The organism is Fibrobacter intestinalis (genome assembly GCF_900167415.1).
Lineage (GTDB): Bacteria > Fibrobacterota > Fibrobacteria > Fibrobacterales > Fibrobacteraceae > Hallerella > Hallerella intestinalis.
The window spans coordinates 4,125-26,830 of record NZ_FUWU01000014.1 but is presented as its reverse complement, the minus strand read 5'-3'; the positions used below and the strand labels follow the sequence as shown (position 1 = coordinate 26,830).

15 protein-coding genes are annotated in these 22,706 nt (G+C 46.7%); 8 read left to right on the top strand and 7 right to left on the bottom strand.

Annotated features, from left to right (window positions below; genetic code table 11):
- Positions 1 to 2 precede the first annotated feature (2 nt).
- Positions 3 to 1,562 carry a hypothetical protein gene (locus tag B5D40_RS05360; protein WP_078776080.1) on the bottom strand — a complete coding sequence of 520 codons (1,560 nt, stop codon included), beginning with the start codon at positions 1,560 to 1,562 and terminating at the stop codon, positions 3 to 5.
- Positions 1,556 to 4,597, bottom strand: a complete 3,042-nt coding sequence (locus B5D40_RS05355; protein WP_078776079.1) for a carbohydrate binding domain-containing protein — start codon at positions 4,595 to 4,597, stop codon at positions 1,556 to 1,558. The genes B5D40_RS05360 and B5D40_RS05355 overlap by 7 nt, the downstream gene beginning before the upstream one ends.
- Positions 4,598 to 4,851: 254 nt before the next feature.
- Between B5D40_RS05355 and B5D40_RS05350 the strand changes: the two genes are divergently transcribed.
- Positions 4,852 to 5,133 carry a hypothetical protein gene (locus tag B5D40_RS05350; protein WP_143394515.1) on the top strand — a complete coding sequence of 94 codons (282 nt, stop codon included), beginning with the start codon at positions 4,852 to 4,854 and terminating at the stop codon, positions 5,131 to 5,133.
- Between the two features lie 112 nt (positions 5,134 to 5,245).
- On the opposite strand, the gene B5D40_RS05345 is transcribed toward B5D40_RS05350, so the two are convergent.
- Positions 5,246 to 6,424: a LamG-like jellyroll fold domain-containing protein gene (locus B5D40_RS05345; protein ID WP_078776077.1), complete on the bottom strand. Its 1,179-nt coding sequence runs from the start codon at positions 6,422 to 6,424 to the stop codon at positions 5,246 to 5,248.
- Positions 6,421 to 7,257, bottom strand: a complete 837-nt coding sequence (locus B5D40_RS05340) for a TIGR02147 family protein (RefSeq protein WP_078776106.1) — start codon at positions 7,255 to 7,257, stop codon at positions 6,421 to 6,423. The genes B5D40_RS05345 and B5D40_RS05340 overlap by 4 nt, the downstream gene beginning before the upstream one ends.
- A 272-nt stretch (positions 7,258 to 7,529) precedes the next feature.
- Here B5D40_RS05340 and B5D40_RS05330 point away from each other — a divergent pair, with 272 nt between their 5' ends.
- The 3 genes from B5D40_RS05330 to B5D40_RS05320 all read left to right on the top strand — a co-directional run bounded on the left by B5D40_RS05330 (position 7,530) and on the right by B5D40_RS05320 (position 12,710).
- The gene (locus B5D40_RS05330; protein ID WP_078776075.1) at positions 7,530 to 8,786 is read left to right on the top strand and encodes an exonuclease SbcCD subunit D C-terminal domain-containing protein; all 1,257 of its coding nucleotides are present in this window, start codon (positions 7,530 to 7,532) and stop codon (positions 8,784 to 8,786) included.
- Positions 8,783 to 11,905, top strand: a complete 3,123-nt coding sequence (locus tag B5D40_RS05325) for an AAA family ATPase (protein WP_078776074.1) — start codon at positions 8,783 to 8,785, stop codon at positions 11,903 to 11,905. The genes B5D40_RS05330 and B5D40_RS05325 overlap by 4 nt, the downstream gene beginning before the upstream one ends.
- Positions 11,906 to 12,020: 115 nt before the next feature.
- The gene (locus B5D40_RS05320) at positions 12,021 to 12,710 is read left to right on the top strand and encodes a PDZ domain-containing protein (RefSeq protein WP_078776073.1); all 690 of its coding nucleotides are present in this window, start codon (positions 12,021 to 12,023) and stop codon (positions 12,708 to 12,710) included.
- 141 nt (positions 12,711 to 12,851) lie between these two features.
- On the opposite strand, the gene glgA is transcribed toward B5D40_RS05320, so the two are convergent.
- Positions 12,852 to 14,093, bottom strand: coding sequence for a glycogen synthase (gene glgA, locus B5D40_RS05315; protein ID WP_078776072.1), 1,242 nt, complete (start codon positions 14,091 to 14,093; stop codon positions 12,852 to 12,854).
- A 44-nt stretch (positions 14,094 to 14,137) separates the two neighbouring features.
- The gene (locus tag B5D40_RS05310) at positions 14,138 to 15,943 is read right to left on the bottom strand and encodes a protein-disulfide reductase DsbD family protein (protein ID WP_233134331.1); all 1,806 of its coding nucleotides are present in this window, start codon (positions 15,941 to 15,943) and stop codon (positions 14,138 to 14,140) included.
- Between the two features lie 71 nt (positions 15,944 to 16,014).
- Between B5D40_RS05310 and B5D40_RS05305 the strand changes: the two genes are divergently transcribed.
- The 4 genes from B5D40_RS05305 to B5D40_RS05290 are packed head-to-tail and all read left to right on the top strand — an operon-like array spanning position 16,015 to position 20,435.
- Complete coding sequence (locus tag B5D40_RS05305) at positions 16,015 to 16,536, top strand: RNA polymerase sigma factor (RefSeq protein WP_158222190.1); 522 nt, start codon at positions 16,015 to 16,017, stop codon at positions 16,534 to 16,536.
- A 57-nt stretch (positions 16,537 to 16,593) separates the two neighbouring features.
- Positions 16,594 to 18,759: a T9SS type B sorting domain-containing protein gene (locus B5D40_RS05300; protein WP_143394516.1), complete on the top strand. Its 2,166-nt coding sequence runs from the start codon at positions 16,594 to 16,596 to the stop codon at positions 18,757 to 18,759.
- A 28-nt stretch (positions 18,760 to 18,787) separates the two neighbouring features.
- Positions 18,788 to 19,132: a hypothetical protein gene (locus B5D40_RS05295; protein ID WP_078776069.1), complete on the top strand. Its 345-nt coding sequence runs from the start codon at positions 18,788 to 18,790 to the stop codon at positions 19,130 to 19,132.
- Entirely contained in the window at positions 19,125 to 20,435 is a 1,311-nt protein-coding gene (locus B5D40_RS05290) for a CCA tRNA nucleotidyltransferase (RefSeq protein WP_233134332.1), read from the top strand. The genes B5D40_RS05295 and B5D40_RS05290 overlap by 8 nt, the downstream gene beginning before the upstream one ends.
- A 281-nt stretch (positions 20,436 to 20,716) precedes the next feature.
- Here B5D40_RS05290 and B5D40_RS05285 read toward each other — a convergent pair.
- Positions 20,717 to 22,706, bottom strand: a 1,990-nt coding sequence (locus tag B5D40_RS05285; protein WP_234978156.1) for an InlB B-repeat-containing protein, incomplete at its 5' end; no start/stop codon positions are given.

Below are 22,706 nucleotides of genomic sequence, written 5' to 3'. Positions count from 1 at the left end.
TGCTATTCTCCATAATTGAACTGTAAAATACTCGGGTCGCCGCAACTTTTTGTCGGATTGATTCTATGTAGGCAATCCCATTGACGTTCAGTCGCTGTATCCATGTGTCTAGCATTCATAGGTCGATTTCTCAATATAACTCCATTTCGATCGTCGTTCCAATGCATTAAGTTTCCTTGATTTGATTTGGAATCGTGAGTTAATGTATCATCCACGTCTATTAATCCAAATGCATGACCCATTTCGTGTAGAAGCGTTCTTCCCGTTCGCTCGTTTCTCCAAGGTAAAAGAATGTATGCAAAATCGTAATCATATAGAGATGATAAGTCATTTTTCCTTACAAATCTCGTAACTGCTTTTGCTGTTGATGACGATAAATGGTAACCTAGATAAGGATTGTCTATAGGTTGTGAATGGCCACTTTCAATAAATACCATTTGTTCTATATTCAAATTTTCCCTGGTCAAAGTGTCTTCTATATTTTGGTTATTTTCCCCCTTTTTCAGCGCAACCCAATAATTTCCTTTTTTATGGACAAAATATGGAGTGTATTCGATTCCATTTATTGCTGCAATTAGTTGAATTTCAGATGCATTCTCTGGAGAATCAGAAGGTGTGCCACAAAGCTGTACAAATCCATTGTCATCGTATTTAAGTGTCCAAATTTTCCTTGTAGGCCATGTCAAAGAAAGAATTGTGCGAGAAATATTTTTATCTTGCGAAAAATTCCGAATTTCCTCAACGGCATTGTCTATATCATCCTTTATTGATTCATAACAAGACGAATCTGTATTTAAAACATGAATTTTTAAATAATTGGTTGATTTTGCAGTGGAGTCTATCACATCACCGACTTCGTCTTTGTATAAGGTAACATTTTGAGGAATGCTTTGATAAATATAAGCGAGATGGGGATAATGGATATTTTTGTTGTAAACTTTAGGAACCGCATCCTCCCAAAATTGGACGCTTTGAACAAAATCACTTACATTCTTTCCGTTTCCAAGAATAAATAAGGCTATTTCTTTTTGGGAGGGAAGGTACGAATGAATTTTTAGTTTTTCATAAATGATATACCTGTCTTCACTGCTACTTTCCAATTTTCTGCATAATCCGATAGAATCGTCTTTTCCGGCATCACTCCCATAAAAAATATATTCGTCATTTCCTTTGCTATCTGGCTGTAATTCACGAATCAATTTCCCAGATTCTAAATCACATAATCCATATACGTAACCAGTAGAACTTTCATAAACAAGCGGTTCAACAAATGCATTTACGATGCCTTCAGCATTGGCGAGAACGGCAATATGCACTATCGAATCCTCAGGTACATACTGATTGGGTTTCGGATGTTTGTCAAATCCATACAGATGTTCTTCATGAGGCAGGAAGCCTGCTGTCGTCCACGAAAATCCTTCTATTTCCGTGTTAGGAATTATTGGCCATGAAAGATTCGCGTCTATAAACTCAAAACCTGGAGGGTCTATTTCAGGAGAAGGTTTCCCTGAGCATCCAACAAGCAGACAAAGCGTAAGGGGAATAAGGAAAATTATTACCATTTTACAACCTCATACTTTAGGCGGTCGCTATTTTTCTTTACATGGATGATAACAAATTCATCATAAAAGCCTTGGTCCTCAGTTTTTCGGGAAAACAGTACATAGTGGCCATGTTTTTCAACATCGAAACCTTCTTCTGTAGAACTTTTTGTAAGGGACATAAATACGTATTTCCCGTTTTCCGATCCACTGCGGTAAAATGGAATATCTATGGATTCTGCATCGGGGTACTTTGTTCCAGTGGAGTCCATTAAGGTCACTCGAACTATAGCTTTGGAAATTTTCGTTTTTTCATGTTTTTTTACCAAGGCTTTCATCACCCGGCCGTATGCGCTATGTCCCGCAAATTCAATGTGTGCCATTGATGGAAAATTTTCAAACACTGGCCTAGTGTTTCCTACATCATGAAATTCTCCGTCATACCATAATCCGTATTGGACGGGAACATTCGTAACGTAAATTCCATAAGCTCCAAATGGAAAGGAATCGCCTCGTTCGATTCCCAAAATATCCGTTGATAAAGAATGTTCTTTATTTCCCTTGTCCGCAACAGGAGACGACACGTCTATAGCAAGCCCGGCATCGACTCCGATGTAATGATTTGACCCCTCGGGAATAAGTTCATTTTTAAATATCGGATTTGTTGTATAATTTGAAGAGCCGCTATAAGATTTAGACGACAATGAGTGATTGACAGAAATATTAGAGGATAAACTGTCTTGTATGGAACCATTTTGGTTTTTCCATATTATGCTATTCCATATATTTCCTTGTCCGACGATTTCGGGTCCATTTTGTGCGCCGGAATTTTTAAATAATGTCGCATTCCAAATATCAATGCTGCCGGTTGAATCTAGAGCAATGCTAGAATGCCTATTTGTTGTATTTTGAGAAAGTACGCTGTTTTGAATGGAACAATTGTTGCTTGTATATAAGGCCGACCCGACTTCTTTAGATGAGTTCTGTATGAAGAATATGTTTTGGAGAGATGATTTCCCCTGAACGAATAGTCCTCCTCCAAATCTGTCGGCATGATTCTTTGACAGATACACTTGAGACGCAATTAACGAATCTCCCGAAAAAGAAATTGCACCACCATTTGCTTTTGAAATATTATTCTGAAGCATGATTTGCGAAATTTGCAATTTCGAAGAATGATAAGAATTAATCGCACCGCCATTTCCAGCATTAAAGCCATTTGCAATGCGAAATCCCGTAAATGACCGGGGTGAACGACCTTCCACTTCTATGTGGAAAGCATTGCCAAGGTTTATTAGAGGAAGAAGGTTTTCAGAAGTCAAATCCTGGAGATTTTGAGTATTTCCAACTAGTTCGAATCCAACTTTCCAGGGAACAACGCCGTCTGTGAAGTTTTCCGTCACGTTCCAAATGCCGCCTGCCATGTTGATTTCTTGGCCCGTTGTCTTGGCCATTTCTAGAGCGGAAGCAAAGTCGCCAACTGCCGTTGCGGCGGTCTTCCCATTGCACCCTTGCTTACACTGGGTTTGTGGATTCCAGTAGATACGGTAATTTGCGCTCTTGGTGAAGCTGAATATATAATTGCTGCTAAAAGCTTCTGAAGGAAAGCCCGAAATCTGCTTTTGCTTAAGTGATATGTTGACAGTTTCGCTGGAAGAGGAAAGATCAACGACTTTTGACGCCCCGCCATTTATCTTGACTTGGGCACTATCCGCATAAATAAACATTTCAATAGCGGATGTAGAAAGCGGTAATTGCGAGGCATAACGGAAAATTCCTGGTTCAAAGAACGGGCCGAAATGTTCTTCACTATGAGAAATTTCGTTAGCTCGTGGTTCCCGGGAAATAGTTGATTGCGGCTCTATTTGAAATTTGCGGGCATATACTGCACCGACAAGATGGGAACGCGATGGAATGCGTACAAAAGCGACCGGGGCGACAAATTTTCCGAAATACAGGCCGTCAGTTCCTATGTCGATATTCTCACCGGCGATATTCCATAGAATTTCGCTTGGATTACCATTTGCGATGGAAAACGTGTTGCGATCGCCAAAGCGAACGTTGCCCAATACGCCTATTGAAATCGGGCCGGATGTCAAGTCAAAAGAAAATTCCACATCTGGTTCTGTAAAGATGTTTTGGAAAGTATAAGTACCAGCGGAAAAATGAACTTTGGCTCTCGCGTTGACATAAAAAGTTCCATAATTGCCGGGCGGAAGGACCTTCGTTTCGTCAAGCCCAACAGAAAGAGGCGAAACGCCTACAGTGATATTTGAAATTTCGACAACCGGCTTTGACAACGTTGCTGTACTCTTTGTCTTGGCGAAAACGTTGTTCTGTTCATTGCAGGGAGACGAATAATGCAAGTTTCCACTGATGTTTGCGCGCTCTCGCAAGAAACAGGAATTTGACACATCGACATCGCCGTAGATTTTCGTATCGGCCCCCAGTTCGACGTTTTGTCCGAATACACCGCCCAAGGCCATCGAATTATCTCTAAAGTCGATTGTATCTGCAACGACGACATACCCCCAATCGCTAGCGAATGTTGCCGAAGAATTGTCTTCACCGGGATTTTGACCTGAACTGCAGTCGAGGCAATTCAGGCTAATGTCGGATAGATAGACTGTTCCAGAATGTTTCCCGAGATTGAATTCAAATCGAGCATTGTTGACATTGCCCGATTGCATTGTAAAAATTTTTGTAATTATTCGACCATTTACTGTTGCGGCGACTTCACCAAATTCGGCGAAAGCATCGTAGGGAAAGCCGTCACGCCCGATACGGACTTCCACATAACGGCGATTAGTTACCCCTTGCAGAAAAAACTTAACTTCGTATGTATGATTCTCCCGTAGTTCAATATTACTGCGGGTCAGTTGAACGTGCCAATAGTCCGAGCCGCTATTGGTTACCGTGACAAATCCGTTATGGAATGTGGCGGCGGCACCATTATAATTTGCGAAATTCCATTCCGAATAGGGAAAATCAAGGGCAAAAGCGCTATTCAACAAAAATAGACGTGATAACGCCAAGAAGTAAAATAGATATTTCAATGCATCCTCTTGTTTTTTTAGTTGTAATAATTTAGCAATATTTTAATATTGTGTAAATGGCTAATTGTCAAGCATTTTCTTCAAAAAAGCGTGTTTTCGTTCATTTTTTTACGATGCCCCTTTCCCCAAAAAAGAAAACGACTTAGTGGTTACAATGTACAGACTTTACAATTTTAAAGTTTGATTTTGTATTTGTAAAAAAAAGTCTGAAGGCAGTATCCCATGATCCCACGTGAAATACAAGAAAAAAATCCTTGAATCAGGGCAGGGAGCCTCGGCTTTCTTTTTGGCGAGACAATGTTGGTCACGAGGTGGATCTGATTCAAGATAGAAATGGAATGCCCTTCGCATACGAAATCAAGTCAGGCGAAACTTTCAACCGTGAATTTCTGGACAACTTGAATTTCTGGGGAAAAATTTCTGGTTTTTCACCCGAACAGAGGACCGTCGTATATGCCGGAGCAAAGGAAATGCCCTTAACGGAAGCTCAAGTTGTTCCTTGGGTAAAACTCGCGGATAGTTCCGTTGTTTCATGAGCAAACCCAATTTCTTGCAAAGATGAATCGCAATTTTTGCAAGTGAAAATAGCGCATATTCCCCAAAAGAGTGCCTCTAAAAATGGCTTTAGCGATATGATTCTTGTTCATTTTAAATCCGGTTTCGTTTTTCCATTTTATACAGCGTGCGCATCCATAAAGAATCTTGTTCCCCGTCGTATAAGCGGAAAATATCGATTGTTCCTTTCAGCCGGGGATCGCCAATGATGAAATTTGTCAAATTGCCGAATCCATTTTCGCGTTTAAAATCCGTGTCCCGAATGACTTCTCCGTCCAGCATCACAGCGATATGCTTTCCGTTCAAGAGAACGGCAATCTGGTGCCACGCATCATCTAGAATTTTCATGGAACCGTAAATGGTCGTGTCGGAAATCACCAGCGAATCCGCTTTCACAAAAAGCTCCACTCCAATGGCTTTCTTTTGATTGCTGGAATTTTGCCGAACGACAAATCCCAAGGAATCTTGCATCGCGGTAAAGAGGGCGACGTTGGAGTCTGCACCAAAGGCGTCTTCTGGCAATTTTACCCAAAAAGAAATGGCGACTTTTTCATTTTGGAAAACTTCGAAATCGCGGGTGGTATCGGGGAGATTGGTGGGACTGTCCTTGGCAAAACGGAGATGGTCCAAAATGGAAAATGCAGAATCGTCCTCGGCGGAATTTGCCGCATAGACGTTTCCGCTATCGATATTCCAGAGAACGGGAATGCTGAACGCTTCGCCTTTAAAAACAAGAAGTTGCGAATAATCGGCGGCGGGAATTTTAGAAACGACGGCAATGTCGTTTTGAACGTCTTCTGCGGAAATCGTTTGGCAGACAAATGTTTCCGGAATGCAAACGGTATCGTTTTCGGAAAGCCCGAATCCCGAAAGAGAAATCGCGATTTGCGAATAGGGAAGAAGGACCTGATGAAATGGAAGCGTGTCGGAATTTTGCAGGGATATGCTGGCTTTGGCTCCCGAATCTTCTTCTTCATTTTCAAAAAGGATAGTGTATGTCCCTGTGGGAATTCTTTCGGAATGGAGTACAAACGAACCGTCTTCAGCGGATTCAGTTTTTAAAAGGATGGAATCTTGGACGGCGTTGAATCCGCTTTTCACCATATAGACGGCGACTTTGGAAAGCGGCGATCCAGAAGGATTGGTGATGATGCCCGCCAGTGTTTGGCCCGATTCGGTTTCGGTAAGCACTCCGGCGTGATCCTGGCTGCTGCAAGCGGCGAAGTAAATGGCGAAAAGATTTGCGATTAAAAGGGAATGCCGAAAGTTCATTTTCCCTCCTCGTCCAGATTGGAAAACAGGTGAATGTTCATGTGGTAGACGCCGTCGGCCTTTTCGTTGTCCTTGGCGATGATCTGCCGGGTTCTGGTCTTGAACGCCTGCAATTCGGCTTCGATTTCCCGATACGCGTTGCGGGAAATGCTGAAAACCAGAGTGCTCATCACTTGCGGATTTTTCCCCGGCGAAAGCAGTGCGCTTTTGGAAAGTTCAAAACATTGCAGCTGGTATTCGCGGATAAGTTCCTGATTGTTGTATGGCCCACTGGAAATGGCGTCTTGGGTCGGTTTCCAAAAGCCGTCTTCATTTTGGCGAACAAGTCCGAGTCTTTTCAAAAGCGCAAGGGATTCGTTCAATTTGCCCGGAGTGACTTTGGGAAAAATACGTTTGGCTACGGGAGAAAGATCGTCTTTAACATCGATGACGTCGAGAATGGCGAAAAGCGCGCTGTGATACCATTCCGCATAATACTCGTAAGCGTCGGAATGCAAAAGCATCTGCGGATTCGGATTGATTTTGAGCAGCTCTTCCATGGCTTCTTTGCGGAGGGCGTCCGATTTGGCCTGATCCAGCTGAACCATCGCTTCAAAATAGCGGGCTTCTTTTTTGTCCAGTTCCAAAATTTCAATGAATTTGCGCACCATGCGGGGGGAAACTTTTTTCCCGCGGAGAACATCGGCGAAATAGCTTCTGGTTTTGGGAAGTCCCAGCTGGACGCAAATGGAAGTGCGATTGAATCCCGGCTCGACTTGAGAACGGGCATTCTGGTATTCTGCAAGGAATTTGCGGAAATGCGTGTATTGAAAGATGTCGGCAAATTTTTTCACATTCTCAATATAACTATTTTTTGAGAACGTTCTTAACATTGTGCTTGAAAATTCATTTTCAAAAATCGGCGGCTTGGGAGTGGCTTGTTGTCAGTTCGGCTATTCGACTAGTTCGACAAACGGCTGCAGTGCTTGTCGAAGGGCAGGGACCGCTAGCTGAACACTTCATCTTTAGGCTGCATGAAATGGAAACGGCGTTTTGTGTGATGCAGAACAAATTGGGGGGTATCCAGTTGTCAATTTTGACGGGAAAACGGATTTAGATTTAGGGCATGAGTACTGGATACAGAATTTTGCATACTTCGGATTGGCATTTGGGCAATTCGTTGCACGAACGTTCTCGCATAGATGAATACAAAAAATTTTTGGATTGGTTGAAAGGAACAATTATCGATCAAAAAGTCGATGCGCTTTTGGTTTCTGGCGATGTCTTTGATACGGGTTCGCCCAGCAATGCGGTTCAGGAGCTGTATTTTTCTTTTTTGACGGAATTGAATGGGACCTGCTGCAAAAATGTGGTGATTACGGCGGGAAACCACGATTCGCCTTCGACATTGAATGCGGCCAGTTCTGTTTTGGAATTGCTGAACGTGCGCGTTGTGGCGACTCCGAACAAGGAAACGCATTTTGAAAATGAAGTTTTTGCGTTGCCGTCGGCGGAAAATCCTCAAATCATCGTCTGCGCGGCTCCTTATTTGCGAGACGCGGCTCTTCAGGCTAGCTTGGAAAGCGAAAAACCGACAACGAACGAAGAATTTGTACGGGAGGGAACTCGCGCGCATTTTGAAAAATTGAAAAAAATCGCTTTGCAAAAACGGGAAACTTTGGGAAAAAATTGCCCGATTGTCGCTATGGCGCATTTGTATGCGGCGGGAGCGTCCCTTTCGGAAAATGCTGCCGATACGGAATACTCGGTGGTGGGAAATCTGCAAAATGTGAATACGGATATTTTTCCGCCGGATTTTGACTATGTTGCTTTGGGGCATATCCATCGGGCGCAGAAAGTTGCGGGTGAAAATCGAATCCGCTATTCCGGTTCTCCTCTGCCGATGGGATTTGACGAAGCGAATCGGGGAAATGCGGTCCTGCTGGTGGATTTTGAAGAAGGAAAGGAGCCGCTTGTCCGTGAAATTCAGGTTCCGACATTCCGCAAATTGCTGACGATTCGCGGAGATGATTTGCAGGACATTCGCCGGAAAATGGAACTTGCCGCCCAGGAATCGCCCAAAGCTTGGGTTCGTGTGCAATTTGCAGGGGCGGGCGCTGTCGGGGATTTGCGGAACGTCCTTTTGGCGGATTTTGAAAAAACGGATCTTGAATTGCTCAAAGCGGAGTACGTCGCTCGGATTGATGGCAATTCTGAATTTCAGGAAGAGGAAAGGGATCTTTCGGATTTTTCTCCGTCCGAGGTTTTTGCTTTGCGCTTGCAAGATAGCGATGGCGCAAATTTGCCCCCGGAATTGAAAAAACAGGTTGAAGAAGCTTTTCAAGAAATTTTGAAGCAACTCCAAGAAGGAAAAGAAGAATGAAAATTTTAAGTCTGCATTTTAAAAATGTGAATTCCTTGGCGGGAGAATGGAACATTCGTTTTGACGATCCGTCTTTTGTACGCAATCACCTGTTTGCGATTTCGGGACCGACGGGCTCGGGAAAAACGTCGATTCTGGATGCGATTTCGTTGGCTCTTTATGGAAAAACGCCAAGGCAAAAGAATGTTGCGGACAAGCAGAAAGTCGATGGCATTTCGGAAATGATAATGACTTCGGGAACGGGCGAAACTTTTTCCGAAGTGGAATTTGAATCGCTGGGACGTCGTTATCAAGTAAAATGGAGCGTTCACCGTAGCCGGAACAGTCCCACGGGGGCTATTCAAAATGCCGAATGGAAATTGCTGTTTTTTGAAAAGGGACAGTTTGTTGCTCATGACGATGTTTACAAAAAAAATGAAGTCGGGAAAAAAATTGAAGAAGTCGTCGGTCTGAATTTTGACCAATTTATGCGAGCGGTGATGCTTCCGCAGGGCGGATTTGACAGCTTTTTGAAAAGCAGCCGGGATGAAAAAGCCCTTATTTTGGAAAAACTTTCCGGGCAAGAAATTTATCGGAAAATTTCCCAGGAAGTTTTTGAACGAAACAAAAAAGAAAAGGAAAAAAGAGATTCTATCGCGAAGCAATTATCCGATATCCAGTTGCTTTCAGAAAGTGAATTGCGGGATATGACAGCCTGGATGGAATCGGCGAAGAATACGAAAAAAACAAAAACCGAAGAGCAAAAAAAATACGAAAATCTACAGAGCAGCTTGCTGGCATTGAAAAAAGCGGAAAAGGAATGTCAGGAACTGCGATCGGCTTTTGCAGAACTCCAGAGTGAAAAGGAAAAATTGAAAGAAGTTCGACAAAGGCTTGATCGCGGCAACAAGGCACAGGAAGTGAAACCTGTTTGGGATACGCTGGAGCGCACTCAAATGGATTATGCACAGAAGTGCAGTCAAAAGGAAAAATTGCAGAAAGATATTCCGTTGAAGGAAGAGGACGGGCGACGACTTCAATCCGATTTGGAAAAGTGGAGTCAAGAAGAAGAAGCTTTGCAACGGGAAAATAAAAATCGCGATGCTCTTCGGGATAAAGTTTCCCAATGGGATGCCGAGATATTGAATTTGAAAAAATCCTGCCAGGAAAAAGAATCTGAAATTGCCGACAAAAAGAATCGCATCAAGCAGATTTCGTTGAAGCTGGAAAGCTGCAAAACGCGGCGGGCGGCTGTTGAAAAGGAATTGGATGCGAATCTCCGTTATAAAAAGGATCATGCTTCGCATCAGGCGCTCGAAAGTGAAATCGCGGTGATTGCCGACCGGTTGCAACAATGGAAAACGGCGCAGGACAATTTTGAAAAAGCGAATGGTTCTTTGGAAACGGCGAAGGTGCAATTGGATAAGTTGGAAAAAGACTATCGGATAAAAGTTGCAGAATACAAGAATGCCGCCGCGGAAAGGGATAAAAGTTTTTCAAATGACATCCATAAAATTGCGCTATTTGTGCAGACCTCTCTTCGTGATGGCGATACCTGTCCTGTCTGTGGAAATCCATTTCATTTGCCGCACACCGAACCCGTTTTTGCTGGGGAAATTTCGGCGACAGCCGCCCGTTTGAATCATTTGCAAAGCACTTATGAAAAAGCCAAATCCGCGGAAGAGCTGAGTCTTAACGAATGGAATCATGGAAAGGAAAATGTCCTGGCTTGTGAAAAGAATGTTCAAGAAAAGAAACTGGCTGTAGAAAATATTCTGGCATCCGTCACGGAAAAATTAAAACCTTATGGATTTGCCGAAAAGGATTTGCTTCAGCAGCAGACGGTGCTATGCAAACTTCGTCAATGGATTACGGAATGGAATAATTGCATTCTGAAAATCGATAATGCGAAAAATCAGCTGAACATTTTGGATGCCGACGAAAAATCTTTGGCGGCCAGCATGGAAACGGAAAATGCGGATCTTCAAAATTTGGAGCAGAATCTATTGCAACAGCAAAAGGATCTGCAAGAACGTTCCTTGAATCGGGAAAAACTTTTTGGAAATAAAGATGTCGCCGCCGATCGGCAGGAATATGCTGCGAAAATTGAAAATCTCGTCTGTCGGAAAAAAGAATTGGAAAAGGACTACAATCAAAATTTGCAACTTTTGACCTCTTTAAAATCTCAGTTGCAAATGATTTTAGAAGACTTGTCCAAGGTCGAACAGGAAAAAAATCGTTTGGAAGAAGCGTTTATGGCAAAATTGCGGGAATGCAGTTTTGCGACCAAAGACGATGTGACAAAAGCGATTGTTTCCGAAAAGGATCGTCAGGAGCTTTTGCAAAAAGTGGAGCAGGTAACTGCGGAATATGCCGCCAAAAGCGGACAGCTGCAACAAGCGGAAAAGCAACTGAATGAATTGCGCTCTGCGGAAACGGAACAAGCGACTCTGCAAACCGTAGCTTCCAAGTTGGAAATACTGGAAAAGGAATTGAAAGATTTGGACTCCCGGATCATGGAAACTTCGAATAAATTATCCGTGAATCGAGATGCGCAAAAACGGGCGGAGGAATTCCTGCGTCAAAAAGAAGCGCAGGAAAAAACGTTCCATATTTGGGATACGCTGTGCAAGCTTATCGGCAGTTCCGACGGAAAACTTTTTGTGAATTATGTTCAGCAGCTGACTTTGAAAAAACTGATTGTCGCTGCAAACAAGCATTTATGCGCTTTGGCTCCGCGTTACAAGTTGAAATATGACAACAGCATGAATATGGGGCTTTATGATGCGGAATGTGGAATGGCTAGACCCGTGGCGAATCTGTCGGGCGGGGAATCTTTTCTGGTCAGCCTTTCGCTGGCACTGGGACTCTCTTCGTTGGCAAGCCAACGCGTTCGAATTGACACGCTATTTTTGGACGAGGGCTTTGGTTCTTTGGACGAAAAGAAATTGCAAAAAGCCATTGATGTTTTGCGCAATTTAGGAGAAAGCGGCGACAAGCAGATTGGCGTTATTTCTCATGTGGATTTGGTGAAAGACGGGATTCCCAACCATATTGAAGTTATTCCGGTCGGCAATGGACGCAGCCGGATTGTAGGAGCTGGCGTTGAAGAATTCAAAAGGCAAAATCTCTCGGCGTGAAACGATTAACCGATTAAAGTTTTGAAATTTTTCTTATCGCATCCTTGCCGGGTGCGATTTTTCGTTTAAATTCAGATGTTTTCGGTGATGTTTTGAAAGCAAAGAGGGCGCGACGATGCGAAAATTTGGATTCTATTTTGCCGTTTTCATCAAAGCGGCTTTGGCGACGGAAATTTTTGGCGGAATAGGCCTTGCTGTTTATCCTTTTGAAGCGGGTTTTGAAGTTGTTGGTGTCGTGCGGGATGCGCCTGCGGAAAAAGCGGGAATTGCCGTCGGAGACAAGCTGCTTGCTGTGGATGGAATTTCACTTGCCGGAAAATCGCTGGAATCGGGTTTGTCTTTTTTTCGGGGAAGGCCTGGAGAAATTTTAAACGTCTGTATTTTGCGTCAAAACGATACACTTTGGAGAAAAATCCGCCGCGAAAAATTGATTGTAGAATCGGCGGAAACGAAAGGAGAGGACAGCGCTAAAAATCGTTTTCTGCTGGGCCGGATGGAATTTCTGAATTTGGATGCTGCCGTCTATATGGAAAAAGAACCGTTTTTTTCTGAAGTTGGCCGTCCTTTGGATAACGCTTTGCCCATTTTTTCACGCGAAGGCATTTTGTTTTATTTGAAAGAAGATGGCTTGGTAAATATTTCCATTTTTCATGCGGACGGAAAATTTTTAAAGACGTTTAACAAAGAAGGGATCGCCGGGGAAAATTTTGAAGCTTGGATCGGGGAAAATCTGCCTACGGGAAATTACTTTGTTCGCGTTTTTCAAAAAGGAAAGACGGCGTTTTACAAAGGCACTCTTCATTGAAATCCGTGGAATGCGAATGCTGCGGCAGCTTTGACCACCGGAATTTGAAATGGCGAAATAAAATATTGAGAAGGCCTCCTTGTCTTGGAAAAGGCAATTCGGCTTAAGGGAAACAGAGTTGCCCTCTAATCCCTAGCTACTTCATTTTGTACACTTTCGGGGACCTTCCGCTTTATAACGGGCAATGGTCGTCTCGTAAAAATTGAAAGTCTGCTTGGCGATGCTTTTCCAGCTGAATACATCTACCGCTCTTTGGCGGCTCGCTTCGCCGAATTTTTTTGCCATATCGGGATTGTCCAACAGGGCGTTCAGTTTGTCGGCAAGGGCGTGCTGGAAAACTTCGGGATCTTTGGGTTCAAAATTGGTCGCAGACGTCGCTTCAAATGGAACGAGGAATCCTGTTTTGCCATCGACAATAATTTCGGGAATGCCGCCGACGGCGCTGCCAACTACCGGAGTTCCACAGCTCATCGCTTCAAGATTGATAATGCCAAAGGGTTCGTAAAGCGATGGGGTCACAAAGGCGGATGCGTATGAATAGAGAACGCGCAATTCCTTGTGCTGCATCATTTCCTGTATCCAGAAAATTCCTTTTCGGGTCGCCTGTAGCGCGCGGATTTTGGTTTCGCATTCCGCGGCGAGTTCCGGCGTGTCGGGCGCACCGGCGCAAAGCACAACCTGCACGCCTTCTTTCAAGTGGGGAATGGCGCTGATCAGTTGCGAAATGCCCTTTTGACGGGTGATTCTGCCGACAAAAAGGATGAACGGTTTGCTCTTGTCGATGCCGTATTTATCCAAAACTTCCGGTTCAAAAGTCGGCTTGTAAAAATCGGGATCGATGCCGTTATAAATGACTTGGACTCGATCGGCGGGAACGCCATAGAGTTCCATCACGTCCCGCTTCATTTCGTTAGAAACCGCAATCACGCCGTCGGCGGCTTCGTAAGCGGTGCGTTCTATCCAGGAACTCATCTGGTAACCGCCGTTTCCCAACTGTTCCGCTTTCCACGGGCGGTGCGGTTCCAGGGAATGGGTCGTCAAAATCAGCGGGCATTCCAGCAGTCGACTGGCGAGAACGCCGCCAAAATGGCTGTACCAGGTGTGGCAATGCACCACGTCAATTTCTTGGAGGCTGCTCATCCATTGCAGATTGATGTCCAACGGATTCAGAATTTTGGACAATTTCGGATTGGCGGGCTGGGAATTCAACTTGGGCGAAAAACCGATGGCGTTTAAATTCTTTTCGGAATCGTTCTGGCTTCCGAATGCGCGCGCTTCGATTTCACAATGGTTGCGGAGTTCGCGGGATAAAAATTGAACGTGGATGCCGGCACCGCCGTAGATGTCGGGGGGAAATTCATTCGTAAGAAGAGCAATTTTCATAGGTTTAAATCTATTTCAATTTGAAGATTTGGGAAAGGAAAAAATTACTTCAGCGCTTTCTCGATGGCATCCGTGGTCAGGATTTCTGGCAGGACATTCCACGAAGCGGTCTGCGGTTTGTAAACAGCATAGGCGGGAACGCCGCTGCGACCCAGTTTCCGAAGCAGCTCGGTGACTTCCGGCGATTCGAGCGTATAGTCCGCCCGCATTAAAATCGCGTCGGCTTGGGCGAAAAGTCCTTGGACCGTTTCGCTCGAAAGAACGACCGCTTCGTTGGTCTTGCAAGTCAGGCACCAGTCCGCCGTCACGTCTACAAAGATTACCCGGTTCTCGTTGGCAAACGCATCAAAAGTCTTTTGGGAATAGCGATACCAGCCGTCATCACTCAGAGTTTCTTCTGCTGCAATGCGAGCTTTTTCTTTGATAGCGGTTTCGATGGCGACTTTTCCGAACAAGAACCACCCGGCTAGAAGAATCAGACAGAATGCGATTAACAAAACGGGTTCTCGAACAAAGGGCTTGTCGGGTCTAGCGATTTTGCCGAAAGCCAGGGAGAAAAGGATGGCGATCACGCCAAAGCCGAGAATGATGGCGGCTCCGGACGAACCGATCATTTGGAATGCGACCCAGACGAGCCAGATAGCCGTTCCCAGCAGAAAGACTCCCAAAATTTTTTGGAAAATCGTCATCCAGTTTCCGGGTTTCGGGAGAATTTTGCGAATCTGGGGAAAGATGGCGACCAGAATGTAGGGGAAAGCGAGTCCGATGGCGGCGACGGTGAAGAACAGGAATAGAATGGACGTGCTCTGCGTAAAGGCGAAGCCCATTGCCGTTCCCAAAAAGGGCGCGGAACAGGGCGTGCTCAAAAGGACCATGAGAATGCCGCTGAAGAAGGCTCCGGCTAAACCTTCCTTGCGGGTAGCCGCATCCATGCGGGTCAGCGTTTTTCCGGGAAGGAAAATTTCAAAGGCGCCGAACAGGTTCATGGCGAATGCGGAGAGTAAAACAACCATAAAGGCGATGAATCCCGGGTTCTGGAATTGAAAACCCCAGCCCGCGTTTCCGCTGCCCGCTTTGATGAGGGCGACGATTCCGGCGAGAATCCAAAAGGAAATCAGTACGCCCAGAACGAGCGCGCCTGTAAGAAGCCAAAGCCGTGAGCGGGTTTCGTGGGCGTTGCGGATCAGGCTGAAGAGCTTTAAAAAGAGGACGGGCAGAACGCAGGGCATCAAATTCAGAATCAGCCCGCCGACAAAGGCGAGCAGCAACAGCAGCGTTAGGGATTCAGAATCGTTTTTTTTTGAAGGGGAGTCGAGCGCGGGGGAAGAAAGAGAACTCTGTCCCAAGGATTTCAGCTCCAGAGAGGCGTGGACGGTTTGCGGAGCTAGGCAAATGTTGCTGCAAGCCTGGTATCCGAAATCCAGATTGGTCGTGCTCGTGTCGTAATCGGCTTCAAGTTTTTGGATGGGGATTTGAACGGTCAGCGTTCCTTTGAAAACCAGATTTTCCAAATCCAGCGCTTCGCTGTATTCTTTGATGGGTTCCGGCCAAATGGGATCGCCAAATTGGATGCCGCGCGCTTGAATATTCAGGGTGGACGGCTTTAAAAAATCGTCCGCGACAATGTTTGCATTGACGTGCCAACCGTCGGGAATGGTGATTCGGACGGAAACGAGAGAGCCTTCCCGGGTCGTTTCTTCGGGATAACGGATTTCCACTTTGGGCGGCTGCATCCCGTTGAGATCAATGGATTCAAAGCTTTGCGCAGAGGCGAATGCGGCGCAGAGAAGAACGCCGAACATCAAATGCGACCAAATGGTTGCCAAAGTTTTTTTTTCGTTCGTTTTCAATCTAAAGCTCCTGTTGAAAATATATCTTTTGCACTGTCGCTTTTCGTATGTCTGGGAATGGACGGAAATATATGGCCAGCATTCAAGGGCCTGTTCGCAATCAAGATATATTGAATTTCTGGAATCGACATCGGTTTCAAATTTACAAATTGTGCAAGAATAAATTGCATCCCGGGATTGCCCTTCAGGATTTGATGCAAAATGTTTACTTGCGACTGCACACGCACTTTGAAGAGGTTAGGGAGCTGCAAAATCCGTCCGGGTGGCTGTTGCGGGTCGCCGAAAATCTTTGCAATGACGAACTTCGCCGACTAGTCAGAACGCAGCGAGTTTGCGAAAGCTATTTCCATTACGAAGTCGAGCTGTCCGCCAAGAACGATAAGCAACTATTTGATGAACAGCAGGTGAATTCTATGCTGAACGGCATTTCGCCGAATTTGGGAACATTGGTCGATTTGCATTATTTAAAAGGATTTTCCATCAATGAATTGTCTGGGATTTCGGGAATCAGCCGCTCGACGATTGCCAAGCGATTGACGACTTCTGTAGGAAAAATGCGGGAAAATGTGGGGAAAAAGATGAAAATGTCTTGATTATTTTGGTAATATTGGAGTGTGAACATCATTTTCCGCTCTATATTCTTTTTTTGGGTGGCTCACGCGCTGGCCGTGGAAAGCTGGAATACTTTTGCCCGAACGACGGCGTTTTATGAAGCGGCGCTGGCCAATCGGACTCTCATTTTGGCGACAGACGGCGGCGTGCGATTCATTTATTCGAATGGTGCTTCCGAGGTGTATTCTTCGGAAAATGGCTTGGAATCGTCCGAGATTTACGGCGTTGTCCACACGGCCTCCGGGGAAATTTTTGCCGTTTCTTCCTTGGGAGTTGTTTCGCATTTTTTGGGGAACGGCAAGTTTTTGGTGCATAATCGCTCGTTCGCCTCTCTGGGGACGACTCTTGTGCCGGGCTTGCTGGAATCGAGCCATTCGATTTTGGTGATGGGATTTCGGGACCGCATTGCTTTTTACGACTATTCGCAGGGAAAATTTGTGATGAGCGTTGCGCGCATCGCCGATGTTTCGCTAAAATCCAGATCGCCTTCGGCTTTTTTGGTTCGCGGGGATTCCCTTTTTGTCGCTTTGGGAAATTCGGTCTATGTCCGCGAAATGCAGTGGGACGCCATGCGGCAGGATGTTCTGTTGTCCGATCCGTCTTCGTGGGATTTGGCGGCGACATTTGCGAGCGGGGATTCTTCGCTCACGGAAATTCAACGGATGGAATTTGACGGGAAAAAATGGACCGCCGATTTTAAAAAGACGCTCTCGCCGATTGTCGCTCTGGGAGACACCCTTTCGTCTAAAAAATTTCCATCCCTCTGGAAAAAGGACAGCTCCAAGGTTCGCCAAGTGGTGGAAGATGGAGAAATCGCGTATCTGGTTGGAGCGGACTCCGCTTGGGTCTATGACGGGGGAGAAGTTTCCAATGTGTCCGAGTGGTCGGAATGCCCGCTGGAAAGGCCTTATGTCATAACGCCTTTTGTGGGCGGCGAAGGCGGCATTACGGCGTATTCCGAGGTGGGCGATTTCGGCTGGAGCGATGGCGAAGGCTGGAATGCAAATCCGTCGCTCTCGGATCTTCCCTATTATGGAGGGACGGAACCCACCAGTCGATTGCTGAAAAATCTTTCTTCCTTGGCGGATCAAAAAACGCTGGTCGGCATTTGGGGCTTTGGCTGGCGCCTTTATTCGGGGAACGGTTTGGGTCTGGAAGAAAATATCTCCATGCAAAATGCCGGTTGCGTAGAAACCTATCTGCCGAATTACATTGTGCCGGGTGGAGTGACGGCGGCTCCTGATAGCATCGGTTGGCTGGTCAGTTATTGGGGAAAATCCAGCTATGGCATTGCGTATATCGACGAATCCGGCAATGTGAGCTGCGTGAATCAGGCCGGAACAGGGAAATTTGCGGGACCTTTGATCGCCGCTTTTTCGGAAGATAGTTCGGAGTGGGTTCTTTATTCGGGCGCAGGACTTACGGAAGGAGTGGAAGGTTACGGATCGTTGGATATTTTCCGCTTAAAACCGGTTTCGCAAAACGGCGGAGAACTCTCTGTGATTTCCAAAGAGAACGTTCCGACTCCCGGGCATTACGCGCTTATCGATATGGATTTGGAAAAGTCCGGAAGGCTTTGGGGAATCACGTATGCGGACTTTGCCTACTGGGAACCGGGAATGGACTCCGTCCAGGCTCCGCACAAAACGCAGTCTTACGAGCAGGCCAGCCTTTCGTCGATAGCCATCGATCCGAATGGGCGTCTTTGGCTGGGGACGATCGGGAGCGGCGCCTACATGATTCAAAAAAAGGGAAGCAGCCCCGATACCATGAAAACGACAAAGTTCGTCAGTCGGGACGGTTTGCTGAGCGACATTGTTTTTGATGTGACTGTAGATGGCAAATTGGGCGAAGTGTGGTTTGTGCACAAGAATGGACTTTCCCGCTATGCAAGGACGGATTTGCGGGAAACGGGGGATTACATGACGTCGGAAGGTCCCCAGATCAAAGTCTATCCGAATCCGGTTCGTTTTGATTTGAACCAGTCCCTCGTGTTTGAAAATGTGGCGGAGTCCGCGGTCATTTCGGTTTACAATTCGGGAAAACATCTGGTCCGCTCTTTTTCGGGCGGCGAGCTGGATGGCGGCAAAGTCGAATGGAATGGGGAAGACAAACGCGGAGTTCGCATTGCGCCGGGAGTTTACCATTACATCATCAAGAACGGCGGGAAAACCAAAAAAGGAAAAATTCTGGTTGTTCACTAGGAACCGTTCAATTTCTATAATATCACCGATGAAATACGTTGCTTTTCTATTTGTTCTTTTCGTATTGCTCGGCTGTGCGTCGCAGCGGCAAAAACCCGTCTGCGCCGAAATCGAATACCGTTTGAACCATACGGCCATGTCGCCGGATCAGCGGGAATGGACTGCCGAAGAACTGCGCCAGTGCCAGGCCGAACAAGAAGAATACGCCAAGTCGGATTCGCTGACGAACAAAATCAAAAAGAGCATTTACGAAATGTATGCGGATTCCCAAAAGGATTCGTCGGCACAAGACAGTTTGAAAAGGGTGAACACGAACTCTCTAAAGACGGATTCCTCGGCGACCCGTTCGGAAAATCCGGATTCCGATGAATAGCGAACGGATTCAACACGACATTCCCGAACGCCTGATGCGCATTGCGGAGCGGATCCGTTCGGCGGGAGGCCGGTGCTATCTTGTCGGCGGTTTTGTTCGGGATGCGCTGCTAGGCAAGTCTTCTCGGGATTTTGACGTGGAAGTGTACGATTTGGAACAGCAAGCACTTCTCGCCATTTTAAAGGATTTTGGGCGTCCCAACTTGGTGGGCAAAGCTTTTGGCGTTATTCATCTGGTCAGCCGGGGATTGGACTTGGATTTTTCGTTTCCGCGGACGGAGAGTAAAATCGGGGAAGGGCACCGCGGATTTTTGGTGCAGACGCATTTGCATTTGTCTTTTCAAGAAGCAGCGCGTCGCCGCGATTTTACGGTCAATGCCATGGGGCTTTCGCTGCCGGATTTGCTTTTGTCCGATCCTTACGGCGGGAAGAGCGATTTGGAAAAGGGAATTTTGCGCCATGTTTCGTCGGCGTTTGCCGAAGATTCCCTTCGCGTTTTGCGGGGCGTTCAATTTGCGTCCCGGTTTTCGCTGCGGCTTGCGCCGGAAACGGCGGCACTTTGCCGAACGCTCTCGCTTTCGGATCTTTCGCCCGAACGGATTTTTGAAGAGTTCAAAAAATGGTTGCTGAAACCGGGAACTCCTAGTTTAGGGCTTCAGGCGTTTCGAGAGATGCGTTTGGAACGTTTTTTCCCGGAAATTCGCGGGCTGGGTCCTGACTGTTCCGACGAAAAATTGGGAGCTTTGCTGGACGGCGTTTCCCAAAAGTTGCCGCAGCTTCCGGATTTGGATTCGCAAGAAATTTTGGCGTTTACGGCGTTGCTTTCCGGGGCGGAAAATGTGCAGGCGGTAAATCGCTTTTTGTCGCGGATGACCAACGAAGTCTCGCTGTTAAAAAAATGTCCGCTTTTGTTTTCGTTCTTGCCCGACTTGCTTTCTCGCGCCAGCAGTCCGCAAACCGGTTTTGACGATGAATTCCTTCGCCGGGCAGCAGTAAAGCTTGGCGGTCTGAAATTGGCCGCGCTCTATTTGCCATCGACGCCGCTTTTAACGGATGCTACTAGGGAGCAAGCCGCAGAGATTTTTGTATCGCGGGCAAGTGCGCTCGGCGTTTTGGACGCTTCGCCGGAGCCGTTTTTGAAAGGGGCGGACTTGATTCAAATGGGGCTTCGCCCGGGGCGTTTTTTTGGCGAACTGATCAAAGAAGAATTTGAATGGCAACTGCAAGGGAAGATTTCTTCCCATGAAGAAGCTCTGGCTTTTGCCAGAAATCGTTTGGAATGTGGAAGAGGGGCTAGTGATTAGGGGTGGGGGTGCTCCGACTAGTTCGACTGGTTCAGCAGGCTCACCAACCGGCGGTCCCTGAACCTGTCGAAGGGCAGTAACCGGTTGTCAAAGCACACTAATCGTGGTTCGGCAGGCGGTTACCGAGCTTGCCGAGGTGCATCAACCATGGTTCGGCAAGCTCGCCAACCATGTACTTTGTCATTGCGAGCTGCGTTAGCAGCGCGGCAATCTTAGGCACATTGAAACACGAAAAAGCCTCCGGGGAAAATCCCGGAGGCTTGAAATGATGTTTTCGACTGTTACTTCACGCGGATTTTCTGGACTTGAGAACCCACGCGGACGATGTAGGCACCGGCGTTCTGCAATTCCATGGAAAATTCCGACGAGTTCACCACACCGCGACGCAGCACGCGGCCTTGCAAATCGAGTACTGCAAAGGCGGAGCCGATGCGGGCGTTCTGGATTTGGAGAGTGCGGTTTTGAACGTGGAGATTGAAGCGGGGATGCGCGCTAAAGTGGAGAGCATCCGGATCTTCGGAACTGGAAGAACTCGACACTCCGCTCGAAGAACTAGGAGCTTCCGAGGAGCTGGATGCAATCACGCTCGAAGAACTCTGCACCGCCGAAGAGCTGGATTGCACAACCGCCGAGCTGGACGACATAATGCCGAACGAACTCGATGATACGGAAGAACTGGAGGCGATCATGCTCGAAGAACTCTGCATCGCCGAGGAGCTGGAAGCGATTGCACTCGAAGAACTTTGTGCTACGGAAGAACTGGACCCCTGCGAAATAGCCGTGCTGTCGAATACCGCCGTATAGATCGCATTACCGGTAACCGGCACAATACTCGGACTCCAGCCTTTAAATGTGTAGTCGTATTGAGTGGAAGAGGGCTTGGTTGGAGTGTTGCCGTTGTATGCCGGAGTTGCTCCGTAGCCAACCTTGGTACTTTGTAATGTCGTGAAACCATTCCTGAAAGTGACCATGAAGGTCTTCAGGGAACTGTCGAATACCGCTGTGTAGGTCGCTGGCTCCGTAGCTGTCGCAAGGTTCGGGTTCCAGCCATAGAATGTGTAGTCGTATTCTGTGGTGGAGGCCTTGGTCGGCGTCTTGCCCATATATTTAGGAATACTGCCGTATTTAGCGACTGAATTTTGCAAAGTGTCGCCGTCAGCATTCAAAAAGACGATAGTAAGCTCGCTATACTTGGCTGACAGCGTGGTATTTCCCGTAAAGACGGTAGTCGGTTCTACCCGTGAGTCAAGCGAATCAAACCAGCCAATGAAATAGAATCCCGAATCGGGAGCGGGAGGTTCCGGGACAGAGTCCAACCCACCAGCCGCATTTGTCGGACGGCTTGCCCAAAGGTTGCCTTCGGTGTCCATAAAATCAACAATATATAGAGAATCGGACTCTAATGCATAATAAGCCGACACCTTTTTGTCGCAGGAAAGCGTGGACTTTTCAGAGAAAACATTGCCACTCGAATCGAGCCAGGCGACAAAGACATAGCCCGAGGCGGGTTCGGGAGCTTCGGGGAATTTTATAACCCCCTTGTTATTGGAATAGCGGTTGGTGGTTGCGCCTTCGTCATCAAAAACGACCTTATAGATTGCCTTGTTCTGAGCATCGGCAAAAATGGGATAGCCGCCGTTCCGGCTCCAGATTTTGCTGTTTTCTTCCGTGCCCCCTGTGGAATTGAGCTGCCAGGCAAACAGGTCACGCTGCATATTGGCGGTGGAAAAGCCGCCCACATTGATTTTGCTGGCCGAACTATCGCTGCCAATGGCTGCCAGAGAAAGGGAGTCCGAATCAAAATAGACATTTTGCAAGGAACCCTTGCTTAACCCCACCAAGGCACCGGCGTAACCAACAGTATAAGAGTTGCTCGTTATAAAGGAATAAGAAACGGAATCCGTCGCACTGTAGGCGTTTTTGATGGTCATACCGGAATCCAAATACCCCGCAAGTCCGCCTGCATAAAGAAGGTGTCTATAACTGCTGTTAGGAGACACTGCGCTGGTATCCTTGGCACGAACACTTCCCGTATTGTATGAATCCAGAATCTGCCCTTTGTAGCTCCATCCTATGAATCCACCCACATAGGAATATAAATTGGTCTTGGAAGAAGAGGTCGAGACGGTCCCTGTAATGTTTCCGCTGTTTTGGGAGCTGCTGATGGTCACCGTGCTGTTGGAAGAGGCGTAGCCCACGAAACCACCGGAGTAGGAGTCGGAGTAGGAGTAGGAGGTGGAGGTGCTCACCGCCCCCGTGTTCGTGGAGCTG